Source organism: Pseudomonas sp. B20 (assembly GCF_020515755.1).
GTDB lineage: Bacteria > Pseudomonadota > Gammaproteobacteria > Pseudomonadales > Pseudomonadaceae > Aquipseudomonas > Aquipseudomonas syringae.
In genome coordinates this window covers 30030-54088 of sequence record NZ_JAHPJG010000033.1, presented here as the reverse complement: position 1 = coordinate 54088, position 24059 = coordinate 30030, and the positions used below count along the sequence as shown (strand labels likewise).

The window sequence follows — 24059 nt, the reverse complement described above, 5'->3', positions numbered from 1 at the left end:
ACATGCCCGCTCTGCTCGACTATCAGAACAACCAATACGCCAAGCAGTTGCAGGACGAAATTCGCCTGCACTTCCAGTCCGGCAAAGCCATCACCAAAGAATGGCTGAGCAGCGCCAAGCGTTGGCTCGATCGACTGGGAGGGATTGCCGGCTCGATCACCTGGGGCGTGATCGTGCTCAACTTCATCAACACCGCTCTCACCTATCGGGACCTTACTCGGGATGGAGACTTCAGTGCCAAGGATATTGGCAAGGTGACGTATGGGCTGGGGTATAGCTTTAACCTGTTGATGGCGGTGTTTGTTGAAGCGCCGTGGCGCGTGATCAAGGATGCCACGCCGGTGATGATTGATGGCAAGAATGTGGGAATTCTGGATCGTTCTGCGGGTTATTGGAGGGCGAAGGGAAATACGGCGTGGAGTGATGCGGTACGTGGGTTCAGGGTTTCGATGGTGGCGATGGGGACGTTTGGGGTAGCGGCGGTAATGTTAGAGGTAATGGATATTCGCGATGACTGGAACAAGCTGGAAACTTCGGCAGAAAAAAACGCGACTATCATAAAAGGCTTTGCTGCCTCTGCGATGGGGTTGGGCTCGCTGGCTCAATTGCTAGTGGGCATTTCTCCTGCAAGCAGGCTGACTATATTAGTCATGAGTCCTTGGTTTAGTTTCGCTCTACTCGTTACAGGTACAATCTATCTTTTAGCGACGATGGCGCTAAATTATTTCAAGCAAGATCGTGTCGGCTGGTGGCTACGAAAATGCTGCTGGTCCAGAACGCCTCAATATCGCCACCCAGAAACCCCTCAGGGTCATTACGACGAGATTCGTAACTTGCTTGAGATACAGCTAGGCCCACAACTTCATGTTAAAAGCACCACACATTATGAAGATCGATATTTGGGTAAAGGTGACTATTTTAGCGCGACGATTCAAAACGGTGCAGGCATACAACTTCGCTTACCAAATATATTGCGCGGACGCTCAGTAAATTTCAACATTATCAGCAGCAAGCGTCCTTGGGGCATAATGCCAGTGAATAAAATAGACCAACAGATATATCAGGACTTCTTGGATAGAGGACAGTTCAGGGCCACCAGCCAGTTCGAAGTGCTGACCGAAAAGCGTATAGAACATGCTCATAAAGATTTCACATTTCCATTGATGCCACCTGAGGGTGAAGATGTTATTTGGGAGACCTGGGTGCCGCTAGAACAGGATGCACGTTACTTGGAGCTGCAAATTTGGTATCCCGAGAATTTAATATGTACCGGCGTAGAGGATACGGGCTATCTATTCCAAATAGAACTGGACACTCAAGGATATACATCTTTTGAAGGCTCGTCAGCAACCGATCTTGAAGTTAAAAGTTCAAACCGACTCGGCTTCATGACACTGGAAATCGCAGAGTAATAGCATGCTTAGAAAAGAACCCATTCCCCAGCAAGAGACCTTGCCTAAGGAGAATAACTCTAGATTGATAGCTCCTATTATAACCAACGCTTCTTATGCAGAAGTAGACATCCTTAACTGGACAATAAAAACTATCGCATCTCACAAAAAAGAAGTTATGCGAATGCAGCTTCTTTTAGGCCTAGGACATATAGCCATGTTCATATTCAACGTTTGGGTGTGGTGGGAGGCGTTCACTCAGGAGCCGCACTGGTTATTCATATTAACCCTGCTTTTTATCGGAAATTATTTGTACTTCGTCACACTGCTCATCCGCCAAAAAACCATCTACAACTACACCATCAAAACCAACCACGCCCTCGTTGAGTACCACCTCCACTACCCCGACTTCGCCTCATCCCTTTTCAAGGGTACCGCCATAGCCGTCATCCTGATATTCGTTTTTGTAGCACTCTTCACAGGCTCGCTGCTGTTCCTGATCGGCCCCGTGGCCATGGCCTTTATCGCAGCCATCAAGCTACTCAACTGGGAAAACCCCATCCACCGCGAACAAAGCCTGCCATGGGCCGAGTACAACTTCGTCACCGTCGACCGAAAGCGCCTCATGATCATCACCCACCGCACCGACGTCACACTTGGCTTCGAGGCCCGCTTCCAGCACGAGGTCCTGTTCAACAAATACCTCGCGTTTCTCCGTGGCGCGCTCCCCCCAACGGCCGAGTTCACTGAAAGGGCCTGGAAGTGGTAGCCCTCATTACCGGTCTCAATAAGCACTCCCCGTAGGCCGCACCACAATCTCGCTCACATCCACCCCATCCGGCTGCTCGATCGCGTAAACAAGCGCGCGTGCGATCGCATCCGGTTCCAGCGCAACCTTTCGAAACGCTTTCATCGCGTCACGCGCGGTCTCGTCGGAAATCGAGTCGGCCAGTTCTGATTCGACCACGCCGGGGCAGACGACGGTGACGCGGATTTTGTCGGTCTCCTGCCGTAGGCCGTCGGAGATGGCGCGAACAGCGAATTTGGTGGCGCAGTACACCGCGGCGGTCGGGGAAACGGCGAGGCCGCCGATGGACGAGATGTTGATGATCTGGCCGTGCCCTTGCGCTTGCATGCTCGGCAGCACGGCGGCGATGCCGTGCAGTACGCCGCGCACGTTGACGTCGAGCATCTGGTTCCACTCTGCGATTTTCAGCGCGGCGAGCGGCTACAGGGGCATGACGCCGGCGTTGTTGATGATCACGTCGATCTTGCCGAACGCGTGTTTGGCGAAGTCGGCAAAGGCTTGCATGTCGAGCGCATCGGTCACGTCCAGCGCGCGGAAGCGTGCCGAGCCGCCCTGCGCTTCGATGTCTGCCGCCAGCGTCTGCAGACGCTCGATGCGCCGAGCGCCCAGCACCACGTGTGCGCCCTTGGCGGCGATGAGTCGGGCGGCAGCTTCGCCAATGCCGCTGCTGGCGCCGGTGATCAGTACAACCTTGCCTTGAATGTTCGACATGACTGGCTTTCCTCGTGAAGTCATCGTTGGCTCAGTTTCAGCGCGCGGCTCAAACTGATTGCGATGGCCATGCTACGAGTCGCTGATCACTGCGTGCATGCCGATACCTGCGCGACACTTGCCTATTCCTGTCTGTGGATCTGCCTTACGCTGAATCGCTGCACAATGGCCGCTATGATGGCGTTCGATGCAAAGGAAAGGCGTGCAGCAACACTGACTTGGGACGGGGTTATTCATGGATACACACAATGCTGCGAGCGCTCCGGGCACCGATGTTTGCCGGGCTGAAATCATCCAGTTGCTGATGCAGCGCTTTGCGGCACCCGGTGTTTATGAAACCGCTATTGCGCCGCTGCACGTTATCCGCTGCGATGCACCGTCCGAGCTGATTCATGCGCTGCATCGGCCAGCCCTTTGCGTGATCGTTCAAGGTCGCAAGGAGGTTGCGCTGGGCGATGAGCAATATGTGTACGACCCGCTCAGCTATCTGGTCGTCGCGGTGACTGTGCCGGTCGCCGGGCGCGTGCTTGAAGCGAGTGGCGAGGCACCCTATCTGTGTATTCGTCTGGATTTCGAGCCTGCGCACATTGCCCAGCTCATTGCGGAAGCGCCACTGAACGGTGTTCCGGACGAGCCGCAGCGGGGCCTTTTTCTTGAGCCAATGGATCAGCCATTGCTGGAGACGGTGTTGAGGCTGGTGCGCCTGCTCGACACGCCTCGCGACATCGGCATGCTCGCGCCCCTTGCACTTCGGGAGCTCTACTACCGGCTGCTACGCGGCAACAATGGGCGGCGACTCTACGAAATCGCGGTTGGGGATTCGCAGACGCATCGCGTTACGCGGGCGGTCGACTGGCTGAACAGTCATTACACCGAGACGCTGCGCATCGACGAACTGGCACGTCTGGCCAACCTTGGCAATTCGACGCTGCACCACCGATTCAAGGCGCTGACCGCCATGAGCCCGTTGCAGTATCAGAAAAAGCTGCGCCTGCAAGAAGCTCGACGACTGATCATCAATGAAGGCCTGGACGCCTCCAGCGCCTGCTATCGCGTCGGTTATGAAAGCCCTTCGCAGTTCAGCAGGGAGTACAGCCGCCAGTTTGGCTGCCCGCCCTCGACAGATCTCAGCCGAGTGCGGCAGATTGGCTGACCTCCCCGTCCGACATCAGCGTCCGGGCGCGGCCAACCGCGCATATTGGTCCTGACTGATCCACCCGGTGAACGAGCGATCATCGGCATTGATGAACTCGACCTGAGCCGCGCCATCCTTGAATGCCAGAACCCCGACGACATCATCCTTGACGATATAGGCGCCTCGGGTGGCTTTGGCATTCGGTGTTTTTTGCAGCCAGGCCTTGTCCGCGGTGACGGTCACCAGACCGACCCACTGCTTGCTGGCGGTCCGGGTCAGATCCATGCCGGTGGCGATGTCCGGCGCCATCACGTTCATGCAGCCGGGGTGCTGCCGGCCTTGCTTGATCGTCAGCACCACGCCATCAGCCGAGGCCTTTAGTGTTCCTGGATAGACGTCATCCAGCCAGGACGACACCGCTGCGCCCTTCCCGGCCTCGACCTTGCCTTGCAGATAGAACGCACAGCTGAATGCCTCGCCGCGCGTCTCCGAGTAATAACCCTGGACCTGATGCTCGGGCGTTACGGCCAGCATCAACTGCTCGTACTTGCCGGAATGCAGTGCGGTGTCCTGAGCGAAAGCCGACGTGCCGACACACAACCACAGGGTTGCGGCCAGGGAGCAGTGAGTAAGGGGACGTTTGTCAGTCATGCTTCCATCCATAGAACGTTCGAATAGCCGGGAGGAGTGGCCAGTTCATGACTGGCGCGCCGAGACGTTAGCGTATTTCGGCGCGCAACTGTATCACTGAAGTCCGGAGCGATTCATGGCCGCGACGCGAAGGCCAGTACACGTTTGAGCATCGAGTCACAGGCGTCAAGTTGCGCGACGCTGATGAACTCGTCCGGCTTGTGTCCCTGCTCCATGCTGCCCGGCCCGCAGACCACAGCCGGAATGCCTGACTGATCGAACAACCCACCTTCGGTTCCGAACGCCACCGTGCCGAAAGTCCGGGAGCCACAGAATCCGGCAATCAATTCCGCCGCCTGGCTGTGCAGGGGAATATCCAGCCCCGGATAGCTCGACAGTTCAGTGAAGCGAATCTCGCTCCGGGCACTGACCGCCTGCATGGCCGGCAACAGTTTTTGCTCGGCGTAGGCGTGCATGGCAGTGACGATCTGTTGCGGGTCCAGGGTGGGAAGCGCACGCACTTCGAAATCGAAACGGCACTGCTCGGGCACGATGTTCAAGGCCGTACCGCCGCTGATCACGCCGGTCTGGATGGTCGAAAACGGCGGATCGAAGCGCTCATCAAGGGCGTCAGCCACCCGTAACGCCTCACCCAGGCGACCCAGCTCACCGATCAACTGCGCCGCATACTCAATGGCGTTGACGCCACTGGGCGCGTGGGCCGAATGGCAGGCGGCACCGTGTACATCGCAGCGCACCGCGACCTTGCCCTTGTGGCCGAGCACCGGCTGCAACTCCGTCGGCTCGCCGATCACACACAGCATCGGCTTCACCGGCCGCGCCCGAAGCGATGCCAGTAACGAGCGTACGCCCAGGCAACCCACCTCCTCGTCGTAGGACAGCGCGATATGCACCGGCATGTGCAGCGATGCCTGGGTCAGCGCCGGGACCAGCGCCAGCACGCAGGCAATGTAGCCTTTCATGTCCGCAGTGCCACGGCCGTAGAGTTTGCCATCCGCTTCGCTCAGTTCGAACGGCGGGAACGTCCATGGCTGGCCGTCGACCGGCACCACGTCGGTGTGACCGGACAACACGATGCCTGGCACGTCAGCCGGGCCGATGGTGGCGAACAGATTGGCCTTGGTTTTCTGCGCGTTGTAGATCAACTCGCAGGAGACGCCGAAGCGTCCCAGGTATTCAACCACGAAGTCGATCAGGGCCAGATTCGATTCGCGACTGGTGGTGTCGAAGGCCACCAGCCGCGCCAACAGCTCGCGGCTGGAGCTCATCGCTCGTCTCCGGGCACGCCGTAGCCTGGTGCGCCAGCCGGGTTCAGGGCGCGGTCGAGGTAATCCTGCATCTGTGGCTGATAGGCCTGCCAAAGACTTTTCAGCTCGCCTAGCGGGTCGTGCTCGGCCCAGTCGACGCGCAGCTCGACGATGGGCCAGGACTGCTCGCCCACGACTTTCAGCGCTGCCGAATGGACCGGCCCCGCTTCGCCGCCTGCTGCCAGACCGGCCTGCATCGCCTGTAACAAGCGCTCTGCCAGGTGCCCGGTGGCCTGCTCGAAACACTGAATCATCGCGTCGATGACCGTCGGGCTCGACAGCATGTTGCCAGCCACCACGCATTGATCGCCGCTGCCCGCGTTGTTGATGCCCAGTGTTTCGCTGCCGCTGAAATGCGCGACTCGCCCCTGATGATCAATCGCCGTGATCTGCCGATACTCGCTGAACGGGCTGACGTTCATGACCTGGTCCAGCGCCTGAGAGGCAGACATGCCCTGCTCCATCAGGTCCAGCATCTGCGGTCCCAGGGCCGGCAGTGTGATGTTCTGCGACGACACCGCGCCGACACCCGCACGCAGCCAGGGGCAACGTGCGCCTACGGCAATGCTCGATGAGCTGATGGCAATGCCCAACTGGCCGGTTTTGGCACAGCGGGCGGCAATGGAAAAAGTCATGGGCAACAGTCCTTATTCAGGGATCACGGCGATCACGTCGATTTCCATCAGCCATTGCGGCTGCCCCAGCGCCGACACCACCAGCCCGGTGGAAATCGGGAACACGCCTTTCAACCACGTGCCCACTTCGTGATAGACCGGCTCGCGGTAGCGCGGGTCGGTGATGTAAGTGGTGGTCTTGACGATGTGCGACAGGTCACTGCCCGCCTCTTCGAGCAATTGCTTGACGTTTTTCATCGCCTGCTGCGCCTGTGCAGCCGGGTCACCGAGGCCGACCAGATTGCCGTCGAAATCGGTGCCGACCTGACCCCTGACGTACACGGTATTGCCCGCGCGCACCGCCTGACACAGGTCGTTGTTCAGGCTTTGATTGGGGTAGGTGTCCTTGGTGTTGAACATGCGGATACGAGTATGAGTCGGCGTAGTCATGGGTAACTCCTGTGGGCATTGAGCGCGATGATCAACCGCTGACGTTGCGCAACGGCACGACGGGAGTCGCACGTTTGCCTGCGTCATAGGAACGGTATTTGTGCTGCGTGGCGATCTGATCGGCGACGTGTTTGGCGTCGTGCCATACGCCCCAGATAAACGCGGAGCCGCGGCGTGACAGCCATGGCAGGCCGACGAAGTACAGGCCTTGCTCGCAGGACACGCCACGCTGGTGACGAGGTTTGCCTTTGCTGTCGAAGGCATCGACCTGCAGCCAGCTGTAATCCAGGGCATAACCGGTGGCCCAGATGATCGACGTGACGCCTGACTCGATCAGGTCCAGCTCGCTGAACGGATGGGTGATGCACGGCGCATCCGCCACGCGTTCACGGGCCGACGGCTCCAGCGGCAGGTCCAGGCCGTTGCGTGCGGCGTAGGCATCAGCGGCATCGAGCAGCGACAGGTAGTTCGCGTCGCCACTGTCGAGGTTGCTCACCAGATCGTTCTGGAAGTGCACCTTGTTGCCGACGAAGCTTTCGGTCAGGCCCACGAGGTTCATTCCGGCCTGGGCCAGCCGGCGGAAGTCGACCGTGTAGCCGCCCCTTGCACCACTGACCGCAATGGTCACGTGCTCTTTGCCGGGCTGCATGGTTTCGCTGTCCCACAACCCCAGCACACCCATCCACCAGCAGAAATCCCGGCCGCGATAGGCGCGCGGCGGACGGTCGTGAGGGCCGACCGACAAGTACACTTTGCGACCCGAGAGCAGCAGCTCCTCGGCGATCTGCACACCCGAGGAGCCGGCGCCGACCACCAATACGCCACCCTCGGGCAGTTGTTGCGGATTGAAATAGTGCGCCGAGTGGATCTGATGAAGCGCCTCGTTAACCGGCGCAATCGGCGGGATGACCGGCTTCTGGAACGGCCCTGTCGCCGAGACCAGATGATTGACCACATAGGTGCCGGCGCTGGTTTCGACGGTAAAGCCTGCACGCCCGGTATTGCGGGTAACGCGCTTGACCTCAACGCCGGTCTTGATCGGCGCGTTGAATGTGCGGGCATAGCGCTCGAAGTATTCGGCCACCTGCTCCTTGCCCGCGAACCCGTCCTGATCCATGGCGAATTCAAGGCCGGGAAACCGGTCATGCCAGGCCGGACCGTTGGCTACCAGCGAGTCCCAGCGGCCACTGCGCCATGCCTCGGCAACGCGGTGTTTTTCAAGCACCAGGTGCTCGATGCCAAGACGGCTCAGGTGTTCGCTGGTGGCCACTCCGGCCTGCCCTGCACCTACGACGAGCGTATCGATTTCTATGATTTTTTCTGTCATCTCGGCATCCCTCGACAGGTGATTTACGGCGTGTTGACGTAAGAAAAATGGATGAAACCTCGACGCGCGGGCGCAAAAAGCCCTACGCCATCCGCAGACGCGCATCCAGTCAGTAGCAGGGGCGATCAGTCGACCAAAGAGGGGTCAGCCTGAATCATCAGCAGTTTCATTTCCTCGAAGTGCTGACGAGAGAAATCCGTAATCTTCTGCCAGTCACGGGCGGTCTTCTCGGCGACATCGTCCGCCAGCACCTTGAGCGGCTGGCCGGTAGACCAGGCCGTCACCAGAATCTGGCAGGCGCGCTCCAGGGTCCAGATGTCATCGAAGGCTTCGCCGACGGTCGGCGCGGTCACGATCACGCCGTGGTTGCCCATCAACAAGCGGCTCTTGTCCTCCAGCAAACCGGCCAGTCGAGCGCCCTCGGCGGTCGTGTCGGCCATGCCGCCGTAAAGCTCGTCCACCGCGATGCGGTTGAAGTAGCGCGCAGTGTTCTGATCGATGGGCGGAATATGCGGCTTGGCCAGGCACGCCACGGCTGTGGTGTAGACCGGGTGCAAGTGCAGCACCACGCGCGCATCGGGCAAACGCTGGTGGACCTGGCCGTGAATGGACCATGCCGTCGCATCGACATCGGGGCGATGCGCCGCGTCGGCATCATCGGCGTCGAGCAGCAACAGATCGCTGGCACGTACGCGTGAAAAATGTTTCCACTTCGGGTTGAGCAAAAACTGTTTGCCATCCGCCGAAATGGCCGCGCTGAAGTGGTTGGCGACCGCTTCATGCATACCCAGGTGGGCGATGATGCGAAACGTCGCGGCCAGGTCTATGCGCGTCTGCTCTTCGAAATTAAGGGCCATGCTAGTTGCTCTCCGGTCGAGCGTGCCTGCCGAACCTGCCAGGCACGTCCTTTGGTTGTCAGGGCTTGGGCATCAGGGCGGCGATGTCATCGGCGGTCGGTGCCTGGAACTTGTACTTCTCCAGCAGCGCGGCGTATTCCGGGGTCTTGCTGTACTTCTCAAGGCCGTCCTCAAGAGCCTTGCGGACCTCGTCGTTGCCCTTCTTCACGCCAAAGCCGTTGAGCACCGGGTAGATCAGGGTTTCGGAAGAAATCACCACCCGGCTACCCAGTTTTTCGACCACGCCGCGCGCGACGGCTGCGTCAGTGATTTGCGCTTCGACGGCATGGGCCAGCATGGCCTGAGTGGTCTGTGGGTCGGTGCCGTACTCGCTGATGGCGATCGGCTGCAGGCCATTCTTCACGCAGTAGTCGGTCGAGAGTTTCTGCAGTTGTTGCAGCCATGAAGTGGCCGCCATGGAGCCGATCTTGTGGCCACAGAAGTCCTCTGGCGTCTTGGGCTGATAGTCGCTGCCCTTGACCGACAGAATCGCCTCACCGCTTTTCAGATAAGGAATCATATCGATGACTTTCAGGCGGTCGGCGGTGATGTACATCGACGAGTTGGTAATGTCGAAACGTCCGCCCTGCAGCCCGCCGATCAGATTGGGAAAGCGCGTGTCGATGTTCTCGGCCTTGAGCCCCATGACCTTCGCCAGGCCGTCGAGAAACTCGATGTCGAAACCGGCGGGACGGTTCTTGTCCATGTATTCATAGGGGAAGAACGTCATGTCCGAGCCGGCGATGATCTTGCCGGGCTGCTGGAAGGCCGAAGCGGCAGACGAGGACATGGCAACCACCGCGCCCAGCAAAGCCAGGGCTACGGGACGAACAATCAGAGCTGACAGCTTCATAGGTATTCCTCGGGGAGTCATGGAGATCAGGCAACGGCGGCGTCTTTTCCGGCTTGCTGCACGAAAAATGAAGCACCCTTGGGTTTCTGCGGCAGGCGTATGTGGTTCTCGGTGCTGCGTACAAGACCGCTTTCCTGGCCTGCAACCATCAACCCGGCATGCTGGCTGGGCAAAGGGTTCTCACCGAACGGCAATGCGTCTTCGGCGGCATAGACGCTGATGAACAGCGTGCGTGGAAACTCGGTTTCATTAGGGCTTGAAGCGTGCAGCAGGCGTGTGTGCATGAAGCACACCGAGCCCGACGGCCCATAGCAGGCGACCGGTTGCTGACAATGCTGTTCAACCACCGCATCTTCCACGGCACCGGTGAAACGCTCGTTCTGCCAATGCGACCAAAGCGCCTGCTTATGGCTGCCCGGCGCCACGTTCAGCGGGCCGTTTTCGGGGGTCACATCGCTGATCATCAGCAACGCGGTAACCAGGTCATCGTTGCTGTGCGGTGTGAAGAGAAAGTCCTGATGCCACTTCACCTGAGTCGCGGTGTGCGGCAGCTTGGAGTTGATCTTGCTGTGATGAAAACGGGTGCCGTTGCCGCCGATCAGCTGCGCCGCGATGGCTGCCATGCGTGACTGGAATGCTGCGTGCTGGTAAGCCGGCGAGATCTCCGTGGGCGAAGCCACGCGGCGCAGCGACGGATGATCCGGCCGATGATCGCTTTCGATGTCGAAGCGCGGACGCCCGTCCTGAGTCTGCCCCCAGGCCTGACTCTGACTGCGGCTGTCGTCGACCCACTGGTCGAAGTCCTGTTGCAGCGCTGCCACTTCATCGGCTGCCAGCACGCCCTCCACTACCAGAAAACCCTGCTCGTGAAACTGGTCAATCTGCCATTGCTCGATCATGTTCTTCTCCTCTTCAACAAGGCCTCAGGCCAGTGAGACGTCTTTAAGAAAGGCTTCAACGCGGGGGTGCTGGCCGTCGCGTAGCGCCTGGGGTTTGTCATCGCAGATCACGCGTCCCTTCTCCATAAAGACGATGCGGTCAGAGACCTTGAAAGCGAAGTTCATTTCATGGGTCACGATGACCATCGTGATGCCTTCCTGGGCCAGGGTTTCAATGACCTGCAACACCTCGTTGACCTTCTCCGGGTCGAGCGCCGAGGTGGGCTCGTCGAACAGCATGATTTGCGGGCGCATCATCAGGGCGCGGGCGATGGCGACACGTTGCTGCTGGCCCCCCGACAACTGATGCGGGTATTTCCAGGCGTGCTCCAGCATCCCGACCTTGTTCAGCAACTCGTAGGCCTGCTGCTTGAGTTCGGGTACCGGCGCCAGGCGGTGATAACGCGGGGCCAGCAGCAGGTTGTTCAATACCGTCAGGTGCGGAAACAGGTTGAAGCTCTGAAACACCATGCCGATGTTCAGCCGGTAGGCGGCGTTCTCCACATAACGCGGCTTTTGCGCGCCCTGGCGAACCAGGTGAATGAATGGCTGGCCGTTGATCTTGATGTCGCCGTTGTCGATCTGCTCAAGGCCGTTGAGCAGCCGGATCAGCGTGGTTTTGCCCGAGCCTGATGGGCCGATCACCGACACCACCTCGCCGGAGTTGATCTGCAGGCTCACTGCACCGAGCACTTCGATGTCGTTGTACGCCTTGTGCAGTCGGGTCGCTTGCAGTGCCGGCCCTTCGAAGTCGATAACAGGACGAGCGACACCTGCCGATTTGCGGCTGGCCAGCTCAAGCATTTCGGCGTCAGGGGTGCGGGTGACCTTGCGTTGCGTCACGTCCAGATGACGCTCCAGGCGCTTGAGCAGGAAATCGAATACGGTCACGACCAGCACGTAATAGAACGCCACGGCCGCCATGGTTTCCATCACCAGAAAGTTCTGCGAATACAGGCGCTGACCGACCATCAGGATCTCGGTCAGCGAGATCACTGAAACCAGTGAACTGAGTTTGACGATGGAGATGTATTCGTTGGTCAGCGACGGCAGCGCCACACGCAACGCCTGCGGTATCACGATCCGCCATTGCGTACCCACGAAGCGCAGGCCCAGTGCCCGGGCAGCTTCGGTCTGGCCCTTGGCGATGGACAGCAGGCCGCCGCGATGAATTTCCGCGACGTAGGCCGTTTCGCACATCACCATGGCAATCAGGCCGGCCCAGAACGGATTGGCCAGCACCGCCGAGGTAGCGGGCACTGCCTGTGGCAAGTTGTAGACAAAGATCAGCAGTACCAGTAACGGCAAACTGCGAAATAACCAGATATAGGCTTTGGCCGGCAAGTTGATCAGCGGCAAAGATGATTGTTTGGCCAGCGCAAGAACAAAACCCAGCACAATACTGATGACCCAGGTCAGTACACTGAGTTGAATGACCGTCCAGGTGGCCATCCAGAACTCCGTATCGCTGAACAGGCCAAACATGTATTTCCAATCAAACGTCATTGTCGGCTCGCTCGGCAAATTGAATAGTGATGGGCGACGTCCTGTTGAAGTTGAAACGGGACGCTGTCCGTTTGCCCTTCTGAAGCCATCATGATTGATGCCAGGTCCGGCAGCCAAATAGTAAGTTTTGGCCCGCAGCATAGGAAAATCCTAAGCAGATAGGCCTGTATTCATCTTCAGGGCAGCAGCGCTTCAAAAAGGCTTAGCGATGCTTTAGTGTCACGCCGAGTGGATTGCACACTTTTAGGGCGATTGAATAAAGACACCACGATAATCGCTCGTAATAGGTGCGCCGCCCGCATTTGCGGGCTTGTCTGGCAAGCGTCTATTATTTAAGGGTGCTGCTGAATGACCATAGCCAGCGGCGCGCTCGACTAATCCCGCAAGACGCGAGCGCCTGGCACGCTCCTCGCTAAGCATAGGTAAAAGCTATTCAAGTGCAGCCGTCCGGCGTCTGCTTATTACGAGGTACCCCATGGCTCACTTCACCTTGAAACAGCTCAAGTATTTCGTGACAGCCGTCGAAATGGACAGCATTGCCGAGGCCTCTCGGCAGTTGCATATTTCACAGCCGTCTATTTCCGTTGCTATCAAGAACCTCGAAGAAGCCTTCAATCAGCCGCTGTTTGTGCGCCATCATGCGCAAGGTGTTTCGCTAACTTCCGGTGGCGGAAAAGTGTATGAGAAAGCCAAAGAGCTGCTGCGACTTTCCGAAGAGCTGGAACAAAACTCAAGAGCTGAAAACAAACACGTCTCCGGCACTATCGCCATTGGCTGCTTTGAGTCGGCCGCGCCACTTTACATGCCCAGGCTGGTGGCCGGTTTCAAGCGTTTATACCCGGACGTCACCATTCAGCTCTACGACGGCGAGCAACATGAACTGATGCACGGGCTGCACCGTGGGCGCTTCGATCTGGCGTTTCTGTACGACCTGGAACTGGGAACCACGATCAACAAGGAGGAATTGAATGCACCGCACAAGCCCTATGCGCTGCTGCCGGCAGCCCACCCTCTGGCCAGGAAAAAAACCGTGACCTTGCTGGAGCTGAGCCGCGAGCCGATGATCCTGCTCGACGCCGTGCCCAGCAGGACCTATTTCATCGATATCTTCACGGAAAAGGGTTATGCGCCGGTGGTCGCGTACAGCTCACCATCGATCGAAATGGTGCGCTGCATGGTCGGCCAGGGCCTGGGGTTTTCGGTACTGGTCACGCGCCCCAGAACCAATATGACCTACGACGGCGAGCTGCTGGCACAGCTCGATATCGAAGACGACATGCCCGCCTCCACCCTGGTCATGGCCTACCTGCGCAACAACCAGCCAACCCGCGCGACGCGCCTGTTCATGGACTATTGCCGGACTATCGAGCTGGCCCCGCCTGCAGCCTGAAGGCGCTTACGAATCGCGCAGCCGATAAAACCGTGAGCCATTTCTGGCCATCACATCACTAATTATCCAAACGAAGGAAAAGTCCCACATCACTTGGCAAAGGGCCGCATTGCGGGTCGTCGTTCTCACCAATATACCTTTCGTATAAACGCTCAAGACTCTTCTGGGGCACCAACGGCCCCGAGAATGTGGAAATTGTCGATTATCACTGAGGTACCCCCAATGACCAAAAACGGCATGCGCCCTGTCCACCCGGGCGAGGTTCTGAAAGAGGAATATCTTGAGCCAATGGGGCTGACCGCTGCAGCTCTGGCCAGGGCCCTAAACGTGTTGACGCCTACGGTGAACGACATTGTGCTCCAACGCAGAGGCGTGAGCGCTGATGTGGCGCTGCGTCTTGCTGCATGCCTTGAGACGAGCGCTGAGTTCTGGCTGAACCTGCAACTCACTCACGACCTACGCAAGACAGAAATGGAAAAGGCGCTCAGATTCGCGAGCAGGTCAGGTGCCTGCCCCGTTGTGCATGACAACGTTCAGCGCTGCAGCGCACTGAACGCAAAACAAGGAAAGCCCTTATTCGGCTTTTTCAGTCCCTGCGGCCCCGCCAGCCTTCTCTTCCAGCTCGGCCATCTTGGCCTCCAGCGCTTCCAGACGAGCGCGGGTGCGGGCGAGGACGGCCATCTGGCTGTCGAACTCTTCACGGCTGACCAGATCCAGTTTGCTGAAGCCGCTTTGCAGCAGGGCCTTGAACTGGGTTTCGAATTCGCTGCGCGGTACAGGCGTTTCGCCATTGAACAGGCGAGAGGCGTGGCCGCTGAGAGCGTCAAGAAAGGCTTTGGGCGCGAGCATGGTGATTTTCCTGAATCAGAGGCCGGCAGTGTAACACGCAGTGTCTATAGTCAATCCCGGGTGCGCAATGCACGCTTATGGAGCGCAGTGACGGGCACATGAGCACCATTGCTGTGCATTAGCTCCATGATGGACCCTGCAAGGTCGCGCAAAACCAGCCCAAGGGCCTGTATTCAATGAATATTCGCGAGATGGCAAGCTTTCTGCTTAGTGGCTTATGACCCATGCACTGATGCAGTCGCTGTGACGAATGCAGTGCGGCAGGCGGAGCGGGGAAGTGTTTCGTCAGAAGCGGTTTTCTGGAGTTGGTCTGGCCTGATCAGGCGGCCAGCACGTTACAAAGCCAGACACTGCGCTTAGACTTGAGTCGGGTTTGTTTTCCTGGGGCAAGTCCACCAAATTCGGGAGAAAGTTTTCATGAAGCTAGTCACTGCCATCATCAAGCCGTTCAAACTGGATGACGTTCGCGAGTCGTTGTCTGAAATCGGCGTGCAGGGCATCACCGTCACTGAAGTCAAAGGCTTCGGGCGTCAGAAGGGTCACACTGAGCTTTATCGCGGTGCTGAATACGTCGTCGACTTCCTTCCCAAAGTGAAGATCGATGTCGCTATCGACGACAAGGATCTGGATCGTGTCATCGAAGCCATAACCAAGGCCGCCAACACTGGCAAGATCGGTGACGGCAAGATTTTCGTGGTCAATCTGGAACAGGCCATTCGCATCCGTACCGGCGAGACCGATACAGACGCTATTTAAGCCGCCAAACCCAACGCCCCAGGAGAAAACAATATGACTCTGCGTCAATTCGCAGGGCTAGGTGCCCTGTTGTCCCTCGCATTACCTGGTCTTGCCCTGGCGGCTGATCCAGTGGCCGAGCCGGTGCTGAACTCTGGCGACACTGCATGGATGCTGACCTCGACCGCTCTGGTCCTGTTCATGACCATCCCCGGTCTCGCGCTGTTCTACGGCGGCATGGTTCGCTCCAAGAACATTCTGTCGGTGATGATGCAGTGTTTCGCCATCACCGGTCTGATCAGCATCCTGTGGGTCGTCTACGGCTACAGCATTGCGTTTGACACAACCGGTATGGAAGCGGGCGTCGTCAACTTCAATTCCTTCTTTGGCGGTATGGGTAAAGCGTTCCTGGCAGGCATCACGCCGGCAAGCATTACCGGTCCTGCTGCGTTGTTCCCTGAGGCGGTGTTCGTCACCTTCCAGATGACCTTCGCGATCATCACCCCTGCCCTGATCGTCGGCGCTTTCGCAGAACGCATGAAGTTCTCCGCGATGCTGGTGTTCATGGGTATCTGGTTCACTCTGGTCTACGCGCCAATCGCCCACATGGTCTGGGGCGGCGTCGGTGGCCTGCTGTGGGACTGGGGCGTTCTGGACTTCGCTGGCGGTACCGTCGTACACATCAACGCCGGTGTAGCCGGTCTGGTAGCGTGCCTGGTACTGGGCAAGCGCAAAGGCTTCCCGACCACGCCAATGGCGCCGCACAACCTGGGTTACACCCTGATCGGCGCCGCGATGCTCTGGGTCGGCTGGTTCGGCTTCAACGCCGGTTCCGCCGCTGCGGCCAACGGTACTGCCGGCATGGCCATGCTGGTCACTCAAATCGCTACCGCGGCCGCCGCACTGGGCTGGATGTTCGCCGAGTGGCTGACTCACGGTAAGCCAAGTGCTCTGGGTATCGCTTCGGGCGTGGTTGCCGGCCTGGTTGCCGTTACCCCTGCGGCCGGTACAGTAGGCCCGATGGGCGCGCTGATCATCGGTCTGGCAGCAGGCGTGATCTGCTTCTTCTGCGCGACCAGCCTCAAGCGCAAGCTGGGCTACGATGACTCACTGGATGCGTTCGGCGTTCACGGCATCGGCGGTATCGTCGGCGCAATCCTGACCGGTGTGTTCGCAGCACCTGCACTGGGCGGCTTCGGCACCGTGACTGACATCGGTGCTCAGGTCTGGATTCAGTTCAAGGGCGTCGCGTTCACCGTTGTCTACACCGCCATCGTGACCTTCATCATCCTCAAGGTGCTGGATGCGGTCATGGGGCTGCGCGTCACCGACGAGGAAGAGTCTGTCGGTCTGGACCTCGCTCAACACAACGAGCGTGGCTACAACTTGTAAGCTTTGGCCTACGCAAAAAAGAATGCCCGGTCTCCGGGCATTTTTTTGTCTGGCGTTTGTGGATATACCGCCGCTTTTTGCTGTCATTGATCTTGCCCGTGTCAATGATTTCGGCACCGTGACGCAGCGCAGGTAACGAGGTTGCGGCAGTCTTCGTCAACTTGCAGGGAAGCCGGTTTATTGCGCGCTTTGCTTTTTTCTCAGTCGAGTTAGAATGCGCGCCGAAGGTGCGGAGAACGGTATGTGGCATCAATCCAGGATTGCCTTGCGGGCCAGGCCCCGCGGGTTCCATCTGGTGACTGACGAGATAGTCGCGGGGTTGCCCCCGTTGCGCGGTTGTCGTGTCGGGCTACTGCATGTATGGCTGCAACATACCTCGGCTTCGTTGACCATCAACGAAAATGCCGATCCGGCGGTACGTCGCGACTTTGAGCGTTTTTTCAACCGTCTGGTGCCCCAGGGCGTGGACGGCTACGAACATGACGACGAAGGCCCTGATGACTTGCCAGCGCATTTCAAGGCCAGTCTGCTGGGCTGCCAGTTGCTGTTGCCGGTTACGGCAGGGCGACTGGCGCTGGGCACCTGGCAAGGTATTTACCTGGGCGAACATCGAGACGCTGGTGGGTCTCGTAACGTCCTGGCCACCCTTCAGGGTGAGTGGACATAACCGCTGAGATCAGCGGTTGTTGAATTTTTCCGGTTGCCTTAGCAATTTGGGGCGGTTGGGCTATAACTAATCAGCTTTCGCAAGTCATGAGGTAGAACATGAGCGACGACGACGATACTAACGACGACCTGGTAGACGACCTGGAAGGCGAAGAAGACGGTGAGGAGCTTGCAGCTGCTCCCGGAGACGACCCGGTCGAAGTAGACGATGACGTTCCGGCACCTGCCGCGAAAGGCAAGGCCAAGGCTGCAGTCTCGGTCGATGAACTGCCTAGCGTGGAAGCCAAGAACAAGGAGCGTGATGCTCTGGCACGTGCCATGGAAGAATTCCTGGCGCGTGGCGGAAAGGTGCAGGAAGTGGAGGCCAACGTGGTCGCCGATCCGCCCAAGAAGCCTGACAACAAATACGGTAGCCGCCCTATCTGAGGCTGCATGACTGTATGAGGAAAGCCCGCCGTCGCTGCGGGCTTTTCTATGCGCGCTTGTCAGTGTGCTTTCAGGCCCAGCGCGCCAGCACCTCGGGCAGTTGCGACAGGTTATGGATCTCGGCATCCGGAAGTCGATCCGCATCCCAGGCCTTGCCTTGCGGGTTGTACCAGATGGCGCGCATGCCAGCCTGCTGGGCACCTGCAATGTCGTCCTTGGGGTGGTCGCCGACATGCACCGCCGAGCCGGCATCGACCCCTGCGCGGCGCAGCGCCTCCACGAACGGTGCCGGGTCAGGCTTACCGATGCCCAGGTCCTCGGCGCACAGCGCGAAGGCAAAGTAGTCCGCCAGCCCCAGACGACGCACATCGGCATTGCCATTGGTAATCACGCCCAGCGTGAAGGTCTTGGCGAGAATTTCCAGCATCGGTTGCACCTCAGGGAAAATCTGCACCTGATGACGGCCCTGCAGAAACACTTCAAAGCCCCGGTCGGCCAGGTCCTGCGCCTCGTCCGGGTCGTAGCCGGCATCTTCGAGCGCATGGAACAGCACGCGGCGGCGCAAGGCGCTGATGCGGTGCTTGAAGGACGGGTCTTCGGCCACCAGACGCGAGCGGATTTCCCACAGGTGCTCGACAGGAACCGCACCCAGCCTGGGCGCGTTTTCGCCCAGCCAGTCACGCAGTGTGACTTCGGCACCGGCAATGGCAGGGGCGGTGTCCCAGAGCGTGTCGTCAAGATCAAACGTCACCAGCTTAATCATCTGCAGCTCCTTTACGTTTGGCTCGAGGATGGGCGCTGTCATAAACAGTAGCCAAATGCTGGAAGTCCAGGTGTGTGTATATCTGCGTGGTCTTGATATCCGCATGACCCAGCAGCTCCTGCACGGCGCGCAAGTCCTGTGACGATTCGAGCAGATGGCTGGCGAAGGAGTGACGCAACATGTGCGGGTGCAGATTCTGCCCCAGCTCTCGCTCACCGGCTGTCTTGAGTCGCACCTGAATCGCACGCGGACCGAGGCGCTTGCCTTGCTGACTGACAAATACCGCGTCGTCCTGCGGATGGGTCAGGGCGCGCAGCGGCAGCCAGATTTCCAGTGCCTGACGCGCCTTGCTACCCACCGGCAGTACGCGGGTCTTGCTGCCTTTACCCAGCACCTGCACCAGTCCGTCGCGCAGGTCCAGCTGGTCCAGGTTCAGGCCGGTCAGCTCGGACAGGCGCAACCCTGACGAGTACAGCAGTTCCAGGATGGCTTGGTCGCGGTGCGCCAGGAAATCATCTTCAACGCCGCCGTCCAGCAATTGCGCGGTGCGGTCGGTGTCCAGGGTCTTGGGCAGACGCCGCTCGCCCTTCGGCGGTGACAGGCCGTTTGCCGGGTCGTGCTGGCAAATGCCTTCGCGATTGAGGTACTTGTAGAAGCCGCGCACCGCCGACAGCATCCGCGCCAGGCTGCGTGAAGACTGGCCCTGCTGGTGCTGGCGGGCAGTGAAGCTGCGCAGGTGCTGGATATCCAGATCACTCCAGCTCGACAACTGTGCCTTTTGGCAATACGCCAGAACCTTGCCCAGGTCGCGTCGGTAGGCTTCGAGCGTGTGAGGCGACACCTGGCGCTCACTGCGCAGGTGCATGCAGTAGGCGTCCAGATGCTGATCCATGGCTAGCGAACCGAGCGTAATGAGTGGGCGAAGCGCGGCAGCAGGCGGCTCAGCACATCGGCGATATAACTGAGGAACAAGGTGCCGACCGAGCTTTTGTAATGCTGCGGATCGCGGCTGCCAATGGCCAGCACGCCATGCAGACCCAGATGATTGAGGCTGGCGATGGCGGTCGAACCGACTTCCTTGCCCTGTTCTGCACCGAACAGAAACGCCAGTTCATGCTCACGCAGAGCGCCGCAGATGATCTTCTCGCCAATCAGGCCGCCGATGGCTTTCTGTGCTTCGGCGCCGCTGACCCAGCGACCCACGGGCATCGGGCTGTCGCTGAACAGGATCAGGCTGACAAAGGGCACCTGAAAGTCCTGACGCAGGCTGTCTTCGACGGCGATGACCAGCTCTTCCAGGCTGGTCGCATCCATCAGCGCGAGGTTCAGGCGGCGGGTCTTTTCGAACAGGCGGTCGTTGTCCCGTGCGACGTCCATCAATTGCGACAGGCGATGGCGCATTTCGATATTGCGCTCGCGCAGCAGCTTGAGCTGACGCTCGACCAGCGAAACGGTGTCGCCACGCTGGTGCGGGATGCGCATCGACACCAGCAGTTCGTCGTGCTCGGCGAAGAAGTCCGGGTGCTCGAGCAGGAAGGCGATGACCGCCTCTGCTTCAAGGTCTGGCGCTGCGCTATCGACAGGCGATTCGCAGGGTGTGCCTGTTGAAGCGGGAGGTTGATCGGTCATGGTACTTACTCACTCAAAGACGGACTTGGCCTTCATAGACCCTGACTGCAGGGCCGGTCATCATGACAGAATGTCCCGGCCCAGCCCATTCGATGGACAGGCGCCCTCCGGGCAGGTCGATCAGCAACGGCGAGTCCATCCAGCCCTGACTGATGGCCGCGACAGCCGCCGCACAGGCACCGGTACCGCACGCCTGGGTTTCCCCGGCACCGCGTTCCCAGACACGCAACTGCGCACGCTGACGGTCCACGACGTGGAGAAAGCCGACGTTGACCCGGGCCGGAAAGCGCGGGTGATGCTCGATCTTCGGCCCCAGTTCATGCACCGGTGCATTATTGATGTCATCGACGCGCAGCACGGCGTGCGGATTGCCCATGGACACAGCCGCCATGTCGATATTCTGCCCGTCGACGTCAACGGTGTAACAGGTGGCCTGTTGCGCAGCGTCGAAGGGTATCTCTTCGGGGACAAACCTTGGCGGTCCCATATCGACGCTGATCTGCCCGTCGCTGCGGATATCCAGTTCGATGATGCCGCTCTTGGTCTCGACGCGGATCTGCTTCTTGGCCGTCAGGCGCTTGTCGAGCACGAAACGGGCAAAGCAGCGTGCGCCGTTGCCGCACTGTTCGACTTCGGAGCCGTCGGAATTGAAGATTCGATAGCGAAAGTCCACATCCGGGTTGTTCGGCGCTTCGACCAGCAAAAGCTGATCGAAACCGATACCGGTGTGGCGGTCGCCCCATTGTTTGGCGTGCTTGGGCAAGATATGCGCGTGCTGACTCACAAGGTCCAGGACCATGAAGTCGTTACCCAGCCCGTGCATCTTGGTAAAACGCAGCAGCATGGGGATTACTCCGGCAGCAGGCTTTCGCCAGCGAACAGCTCGGCCACGGTTTCGCGACGACGCACTTCAAAAGCCTGGGAACCGTCGACCAGTACCTCAGCGGCACGGCCACGGGTGTTGTAGTTCGAGCTCATGACGAAGCCATAGGCGCCGGCTGAATGAACGGCCAGCAGATCGCCCTCGGCCAGTGCCAGCTCGCGACCCTTGGCGAGGAAATCGCCGGTCTCGCAGATCGGCCCGACGATATCGTACGCACGAGGTTCGCTGTCACGCGGACGCACCGCTGTGACATCCATCCAGGCCTGATACAGCGCGGGCCGGATCAGATCGTTCATCGCCGCATCGACGATGGCAAAATCCTTGTGCTCGGTATGCTTGAGGTATTCGACACGGGTCAGCAACGCGCCTGCGTTGGCGACGATGAAGCGTCCCGGCTCGAACAGCAGCCCCAGGTCGCGACCGGCAAGGCGCTCACGCACGGCCTTGATGTAGTCGGCCGCCAGCGGAGGCTCTTCGTCGCGATAACGCACGCCAAGGCCGCCACCCAGATCAATGTGGTGCAGATGAATGCCGCAATCGCCCAGACGATCGACCAGGGCCAGCAGGCGATCCAGCGCATCGATGAACGGTTCGAGCGTGGTCAGCTGCGAGCCGATATGGCAGTCGACCCCGATCACTTCCAGGTTCGGCAGTTGCGAGGCGCGAATGTACACGTCTTCGGCGGCTGCAATGGCGATGCCGAACTTGTTTTCCTTGAGGCCCGTGGAGATGTAAGGGTGAGTGCCTGCATCCACGTCCGGATTGACCCGCAGCGATATCGGCGCCCGAACGTTGAGTTCGGCAGCCACTTGCTGCAGGCGCTCCAGCTCGTCGGTGGATTCGACGTTGAAGCAGTGCACGCCGACTTCAAGGGCGCGACGCATGTCTTCGCGGGTCTTGCCGACACCGGAAAACACGATCTTTTCGGCTTTGCCACCCGCCGCCAGCACACGCTCCAGCTCGCCACGCGAGACGATGTCGAAACCGGCGCCAAGGCGCGCCAGGACATTGAGCACGCCCAGGTTGGAGTTGGCTTTCACGGCGAAGCAGACCATGTGCGGCATGCCGCTCAGCGCATCGGCGTAGGCACGGTATTGCGCTTCGATATGAGCGCGCGAGTAGACATAGGTCGGCGTGCCGAAGCGCTCGGCAATGGCAGACAATGCTACCCCTTCCGCGAACAGCTCACCGTCGCGGTAGTTGAAGGCGTCCATTGGAGTCCCTTAAAGGTGCTTGTGCGATTGCGATTTGGCTTGTTCATCCGGGGTTTTGGTGTCATCCGGCAGATACAGCGGGCCTTTCTGGCCACAAGCTGTAACAAGACAAGCGACCGCGACAAGCGCAGCAAGCGAAGAGATCAGGCGCTTCATGGCGAAATCCTTTGTAAAAGCATTAATTGCGCCCGAGTATACCGACCACCCGGCACCTTGCCTATGCGAGCGGCGTCCCGTCTGGCGGGCCTTTGGCGCGAAAGCCGCAGCAGAGCTATGGTTGATCGGGATTAAAGTGCTCATGCATCGCCAATGATGAGTAAGCTTTGCATTTGCCTGGCTGCGTCCGTATCTTGCCCCTCTGCGCTATTTGCAGACACTTACCGAGGTTCCCGCAATGAGTTTGACCGAAGCCCGTTTTCACGACCTCGTCGATGCGACGCAGCAGAATATCGAAGACGTATTCGACGAGAGTGGCCTGGATGTGGACCTGGAAAACTCGGCCGGTGTACTGACGGTCAAGTTTGAAGGTGGCACGCAGCTTATCTTCAGCCGTCAGGAACCCCTGCGTCAGCTCTGGCTGGCGGCCAGATCGGGTGGTTTTCACTTCGACTACGACGAAGAAAATCAGTGCTGGGCCTGCGATTCCAGTGATGAGCTGCTGAGCGAGATGCTGGAGCGCTTTACCGTCGAGCAGGCCGGTGTCGAACTGGAATTCTCCGAGATCTGATCGTGAGCCAGTCACCCGTTCGACCGCCCAAGCCGCTTTTCAGCAATGTCAGCCCGGCAGTAGCCTCGCCGTGTATCAGCCTGTGTCGGCTCGATGAGCAGAAGGTTTGCCTGGGGTGCTTCCGTCATGTCGAAGACATCCGCGAGTGGCGCTCTGCCGATGACGACCGCCGCCGCCAGATTCGCCACGAGGCCGATCAGCGTCGAGCCCGCGCCGAGGTTGACCAGGCCGCAGGCTGAAACCGCGTCGGGTTGTGTATTTACTGCGCTGTGTTAGTGTCAGACCTTGCCTCTGCAGACAAGAGGCTCGTCAAACCCCGCCAATTGGTGGGGTTTTGTTTTATTCATGGAGAGTAAAGGAGTCTGCCCAGACCATGACCACAGCACCTTCGATCATCCTTACCCGACTCGACGTACAGCGTCTTGAGAGTTTTATCGCCAGCCAGGACGAAGACACGCCGGGTATCCAGGCGTTGCAGGCCGAACTGGACCGCGCCGACCAGGTGGTTGGCCACGACGAAGTGCCTGCGGGCGTTGTGACCATGAATTCGCGTGTGCATTGCCGCGAAGAAGTCAGCGGCAAGGACTACCACCTCAAGCTGGTTTATCCACAGGATGCGGGCGCAGACGGCACTGTCTCGGTTCTGGCGCCCATGGGCTCGGCGCTGCTGGGTCTGCAAATCGGTCAACACATCGACTGGCCTGCACCGGGCGGCAAGACCCTGAAACTGACCTTGCTGGCGGTGGAATATCAGCCGGAAGCGGCGGGCGAGTACGAGTAATAGAAGACGCTACCTCC

At 59.3% G+C, this 24059-nt stretch carries 26 protein-coding genes and 3 pseudogenes; 12 read left to right on the top strand and 17 right to left on the bottom strand.

The window, feature by feature from the left end:
* Both LIX91_RS24520 and LIX91_RS24515 read left to right on the top strand, forming a co-directional pair.
* A pseudogene (locus LIX91_RS24520) lies at positions 1-1412 on the top strand (hypothetical protein); the annotation flags it as partial.
* Between the two features lie 4 nt (positions 1413-1416).
* A complete protein-coding gene (locus LIX91_RS24515; protein WP_226489338.1) occupies positions 1417-2160 on the top strand; it encodes a permease in 744 nt (247 codons plus the stop codon).
* 15 nt (positions 2161-2175) lie between these two features.
* Here LIX91_RS24515 and LIX91_RS24510 read toward each other — a convergent pair.
* Positions 2176-2910, bottom strand: a pseudogene (locus LIX91_RS24510) (SDR family oxidoreductase).
* Between the two features lie 235 nt (positions 2911-3145).
* Between LIX91_RS24510 and LIX91_RS24505 the strand changes: the two are divergent.
* A complete protein-coding gene (locus LIX91_RS24505; RefSeq protein ID WP_100073282.1) occupies positions 3146-4063 on the top strand; it encodes an AraC family transcriptional regulator in 918 nt (305 codons plus the stop codon).
* A 15-nt stretch (positions 4064-4078) separates the two neighbouring features.
* Here LIX91_RS24505 and LIX91_RS24500 read toward each other — a convergent pair whose 3' ends face one another.
* The 9 genes from LIX91_RS24500 to LIX91_RS24460 all read right to left on the bottom strand — a co-directional run bounded on the left by LIX91_RS24500 (position 4079) and on the right by LIX91_RS24460 (position 12587).
* Positions 4079-4696 (bottom strand): hypothetical protein, encoded by a 618-nt coding sequence (locus tag LIX91_RS24500; protein WP_226489337.1) that lies wholly within the window; start codon positions 4694-4696, stop codon positions 4079-4081.
* A 113-nt stretch (positions 4697-4809) separates the two neighbouring features.
* Positions 4810-5964, bottom strand: a complete 1155-nt coding sequence (gene argE, locus LIX91_RS24495; protein WP_226489336.1) for an acetylornithine deacetylase — start codon at positions 5962-5964, stop codon at positions 4810-4812.
* Positions 5961-6638 (bottom strand): DUF1028 domain-containing protein, encoded by a 678-nt coding sequence (locus LIX91_RS24490; protein WP_226489335.1) that lies wholly within the window; start codon positions 6636-6638, stop codon positions 5961-5963. The genes argE and LIX91_RS24490 overlap by 4 nt, the downstream gene beginning before the upstream one ends.
* Positions 6639-6650: 12 nt before the next feature.
* Entirely contained in the window at positions 6651-7067 is a 417-nt protein-coding gene (locus LIX91_RS24485) for a RidA family protein (RefSeq protein WP_004412295.1), read from the bottom strand.
* 31 nt (positions 7068-7098) lie between these two features.
* A complete protein-coding gene (locus tag LIX91_RS24480) occupies positions 7099-8394 on the bottom strand; it encodes a flavin-containing monooxygenase (RefSeq protein WP_226489334.1) in 1296 nt (431 codons plus the stop codon).
* A gap of 125 nt (positions 8395-8519) precedes the next feature.
* Positions 8520-9251 (bottom strand): class II aldolase and adducin N-terminal domain-containing protein, encoded by a 732-nt coding sequence (locus LIX91_RS24475; protein ID WP_003408339.1) that lies wholly within the window; start codon positions 9249-9251, stop codon positions 8520-8522.
* A 58-nt stretch (positions 9252-9309) separates the two neighbouring features.
* Positions 9310-10143: a transporter substrate-binding domain-containing protein gene (locus LIX91_RS24470; protein WP_003367532.1), complete on the bottom strand. Its 834-nt coding sequence runs from the start codon at positions 10141-10143 to the stop codon at positions 9310-9312.
* Between the two features lie 26 nt (positions 10144-10169).
* The gene (locus tag LIX91_RS24465; RefSeq protein ID WP_226489333.1) at positions 10170-11042 is read right to left on the bottom strand and encodes a phytanoyl-CoA dioxygenase family protein; all 873 of its coding nucleotides are present in this window, start codon (positions 11040-11042) and stop codon (positions 10170-10172) included.
* A 24-nt stretch (positions 11043-11066) separates the two neighbouring features.
* Positions 11067-12587 carry an amino acid ABC transporter permease/ATP-binding protein gene (locus LIX91_RS24460; RefSeq protein ID WP_032697555.1) on the bottom strand — a complete coding sequence of 507 codons (1521 nt, stop codon included), beginning with the start codon at positions 12585-12587 and terminating at the stop codon, positions 11067-11069.
* 475 nt (positions 12588-13062) lie between these two features.
* On the opposite strand from LIX91_RS24460, the gene LIX91_RS24455 reads away from it, so the two are divergent.
* The gene (locus LIX91_RS24455) at positions 13063-13977 is read left to right on the top strand and encodes a LysR family transcriptional regulator (protein ID WP_003408332.1); all 915 of its coding nucleotides are present in this window, start codon (positions 13063-13065) and stop codon (positions 13975-13977) included.
* Positions 13978-14199: 222 nt separating this feature from the next.
* Positions 14200-14504: pseudogene (locus tag LIX91_RS24450) on the top strand (HigA family addiction module antitoxin).
* Positions 14505-14550: 46 nt separating this feature from the next.
* Here the strand turns inward: LIX91_RS24450 and LIX91_RS24445 are convergent.
* Positions 14551-14826: an accessory factor UbiK family protein gene (locus tag LIX91_RS24445; RefSeq protein WP_003437363.1), complete on the bottom strand. Its 276-nt coding sequence runs from the start codon at positions 14824-14826 to the stop codon at positions 14551-14553.
* Positions 14827-15243: 417 nt separating this feature from the next.
* Here LIX91_RS24445 and glnK point away from each other — a divergent pair, with 417 nt between their 5' ends.
* From glnK to sutA, 4 genes are all read left to right on the top strand, one after another.
* Complete coding sequence (glnK, locus tag LIX91_RS24440) at positions 15244-15582, top strand: P-II family nitrogen regulator (protein WP_002555808.1); 339 nt, start codon at positions 15244-15246, stop codon at positions 15580-15582.
* Positions 15583-15615: 33 nt separating this feature from the next.
* Positions 15616-16953: an ammonium transporter gene (locus tag LIX91_RS24435; protein ID WP_003344468.1), complete on the top strand. Its 1338-nt coding sequence runs from the start codon at positions 15616-15618 to the stop codon at positions 16951-16953.
* Positions 16954-17194: 241 nt separating this feature from the next.
* A complete protein-coding gene (locus LIX91_RS24430; RefSeq protein WP_003344470.1) occupies positions 17195-17620 on the top strand; it encodes a secondary thiamine-phosphate synthase enzyme YjbQ in 426 nt (141 codons plus the stop codon).
* Between the two features lie 98 nt (positions 17621-17718).
* A complete protein-coding gene (sutA, locus tag LIX91_RS24425; protein ID WP_003408329.1) occupies positions 17719-18045 on the top strand; it encodes a transcriptional regulator SutA in 327 nt (108 codons plus the stop codon).
* Positions 18046-18115: 70 nt separating this feature from the next.
* On the opposite strand, the gene LIX91_RS24420 is transcribed toward sutA, so the two are convergent.
* The 6 genes from LIX91_RS24420 to lptM are packed head-to-tail and all read right to left on the bottom strand — an operon-like array spanning position 18116 to position 22690.
* Positions 18116-18808 (bottom strand): HAD family hydrolase, encoded by a 693-nt coding sequence (locus LIX91_RS24420; RefSeq protein ID WP_003408328.1) that lies wholly within the window; start codon positions 18806-18808, stop codon positions 18116-18118.
* Positions 18801-19700 (bottom strand): tyrosine recombinase XerC, encoded by a 900-nt coding sequence (gene xerC / locus LIX91_RS24415; RefSeq protein ID WP_100073276.1) that lies wholly within the window; start codon positions 19698-19700, stop codon positions 18801-18803. The genes LIX91_RS24420 and xerC overlap by 8 nt, the downstream gene beginning before the upstream one ends.
* Positions 19701-19702: 2 nt before the next feature.
* The gene (locus tag LIX91_RS24410; protein ID WP_003408326.1) at positions 19703-20437 is read right to left on the bottom strand and encodes a DUF484 family protein; all 735 of its coding nucleotides are present in this window, start codon (positions 20435-20437) and stop codon (positions 19703-19705) included.
* A 13-nt stretch (positions 20438-20450) separates the two neighbouring features.
* The gene (gene dapF, locus LIX91_RS24405; protein WP_004412278.1) at positions 20451-21281 is read right to left on the bottom strand and encodes a diaminopimelate epimerase; all 831 of its coding nucleotides are present in this window, start codon (positions 21279-21281) and stop codon (positions 20451-20453) included.
* A gap of 5 nt (positions 21282-21286) precedes the next feature.
* Complete coding sequence (lysA, locus tag LIX91_RS24400) at positions 21287-22534, bottom strand: diaminopimelate decarboxylase (protein ID WP_100073275.1); 1248 nt, start codon at positions 22532-22534, stop codon at positions 21287-21289.
* Positions 22535-22543: 9 nt separating this feature from the next.
* Positions 22544-22690: an LPS translocon maturation chaperone LptM gene (lptM, locus tag LIX91_RS24395; protein ID WP_002555817.1), complete on the bottom strand. Its 147-nt coding sequence runs from the start codon at positions 22688-22690 to the stop codon at positions 22544-22546.
* A gap of 238 nt (positions 22691-22928) precedes the next feature.
* Here lptM and cyaY point away from each other — a divergent pair, with 238 nt between their 5' ends.
* The 3 genes from cyaY (at position 22929) to rnk (ending at position 24042) form a co-directional block, all read left to right on the top strand.
* Positions 22929-23261, top strand: a complete 333-nt coding sequence (cyaY, locus tag LIX91_RS24390) for an iron donor protein CyaY (protein ID WP_004412274.1) — start codon at positions 22929-22931, stop codon at positions 23259-23261.
* A 2-nt stretch (positions 23262-23263) separates the two neighbouring features.
* Complete coding sequence (locus tag LIX91_RS24385; protein WP_003318094.1) at positions 23264-23500, top strand: DUF1289 domain-containing protein; 237 nt, start codon at positions 23264-23266, stop codon at positions 23498-23500.
* Positions 23501-23634: 134 nt separating this feature from the next.
* A complete protein-coding gene (gene rnk, locus LIX91_RS24380; protein WP_003367560.1) occupies positions 23635-24042 on the top strand; it encodes a nucleoside diphosphate kinase regulator in 408 nt (135 codons plus the stop codon).
* Positions 24043-24059: the final 17 nt, after the last annotated feature.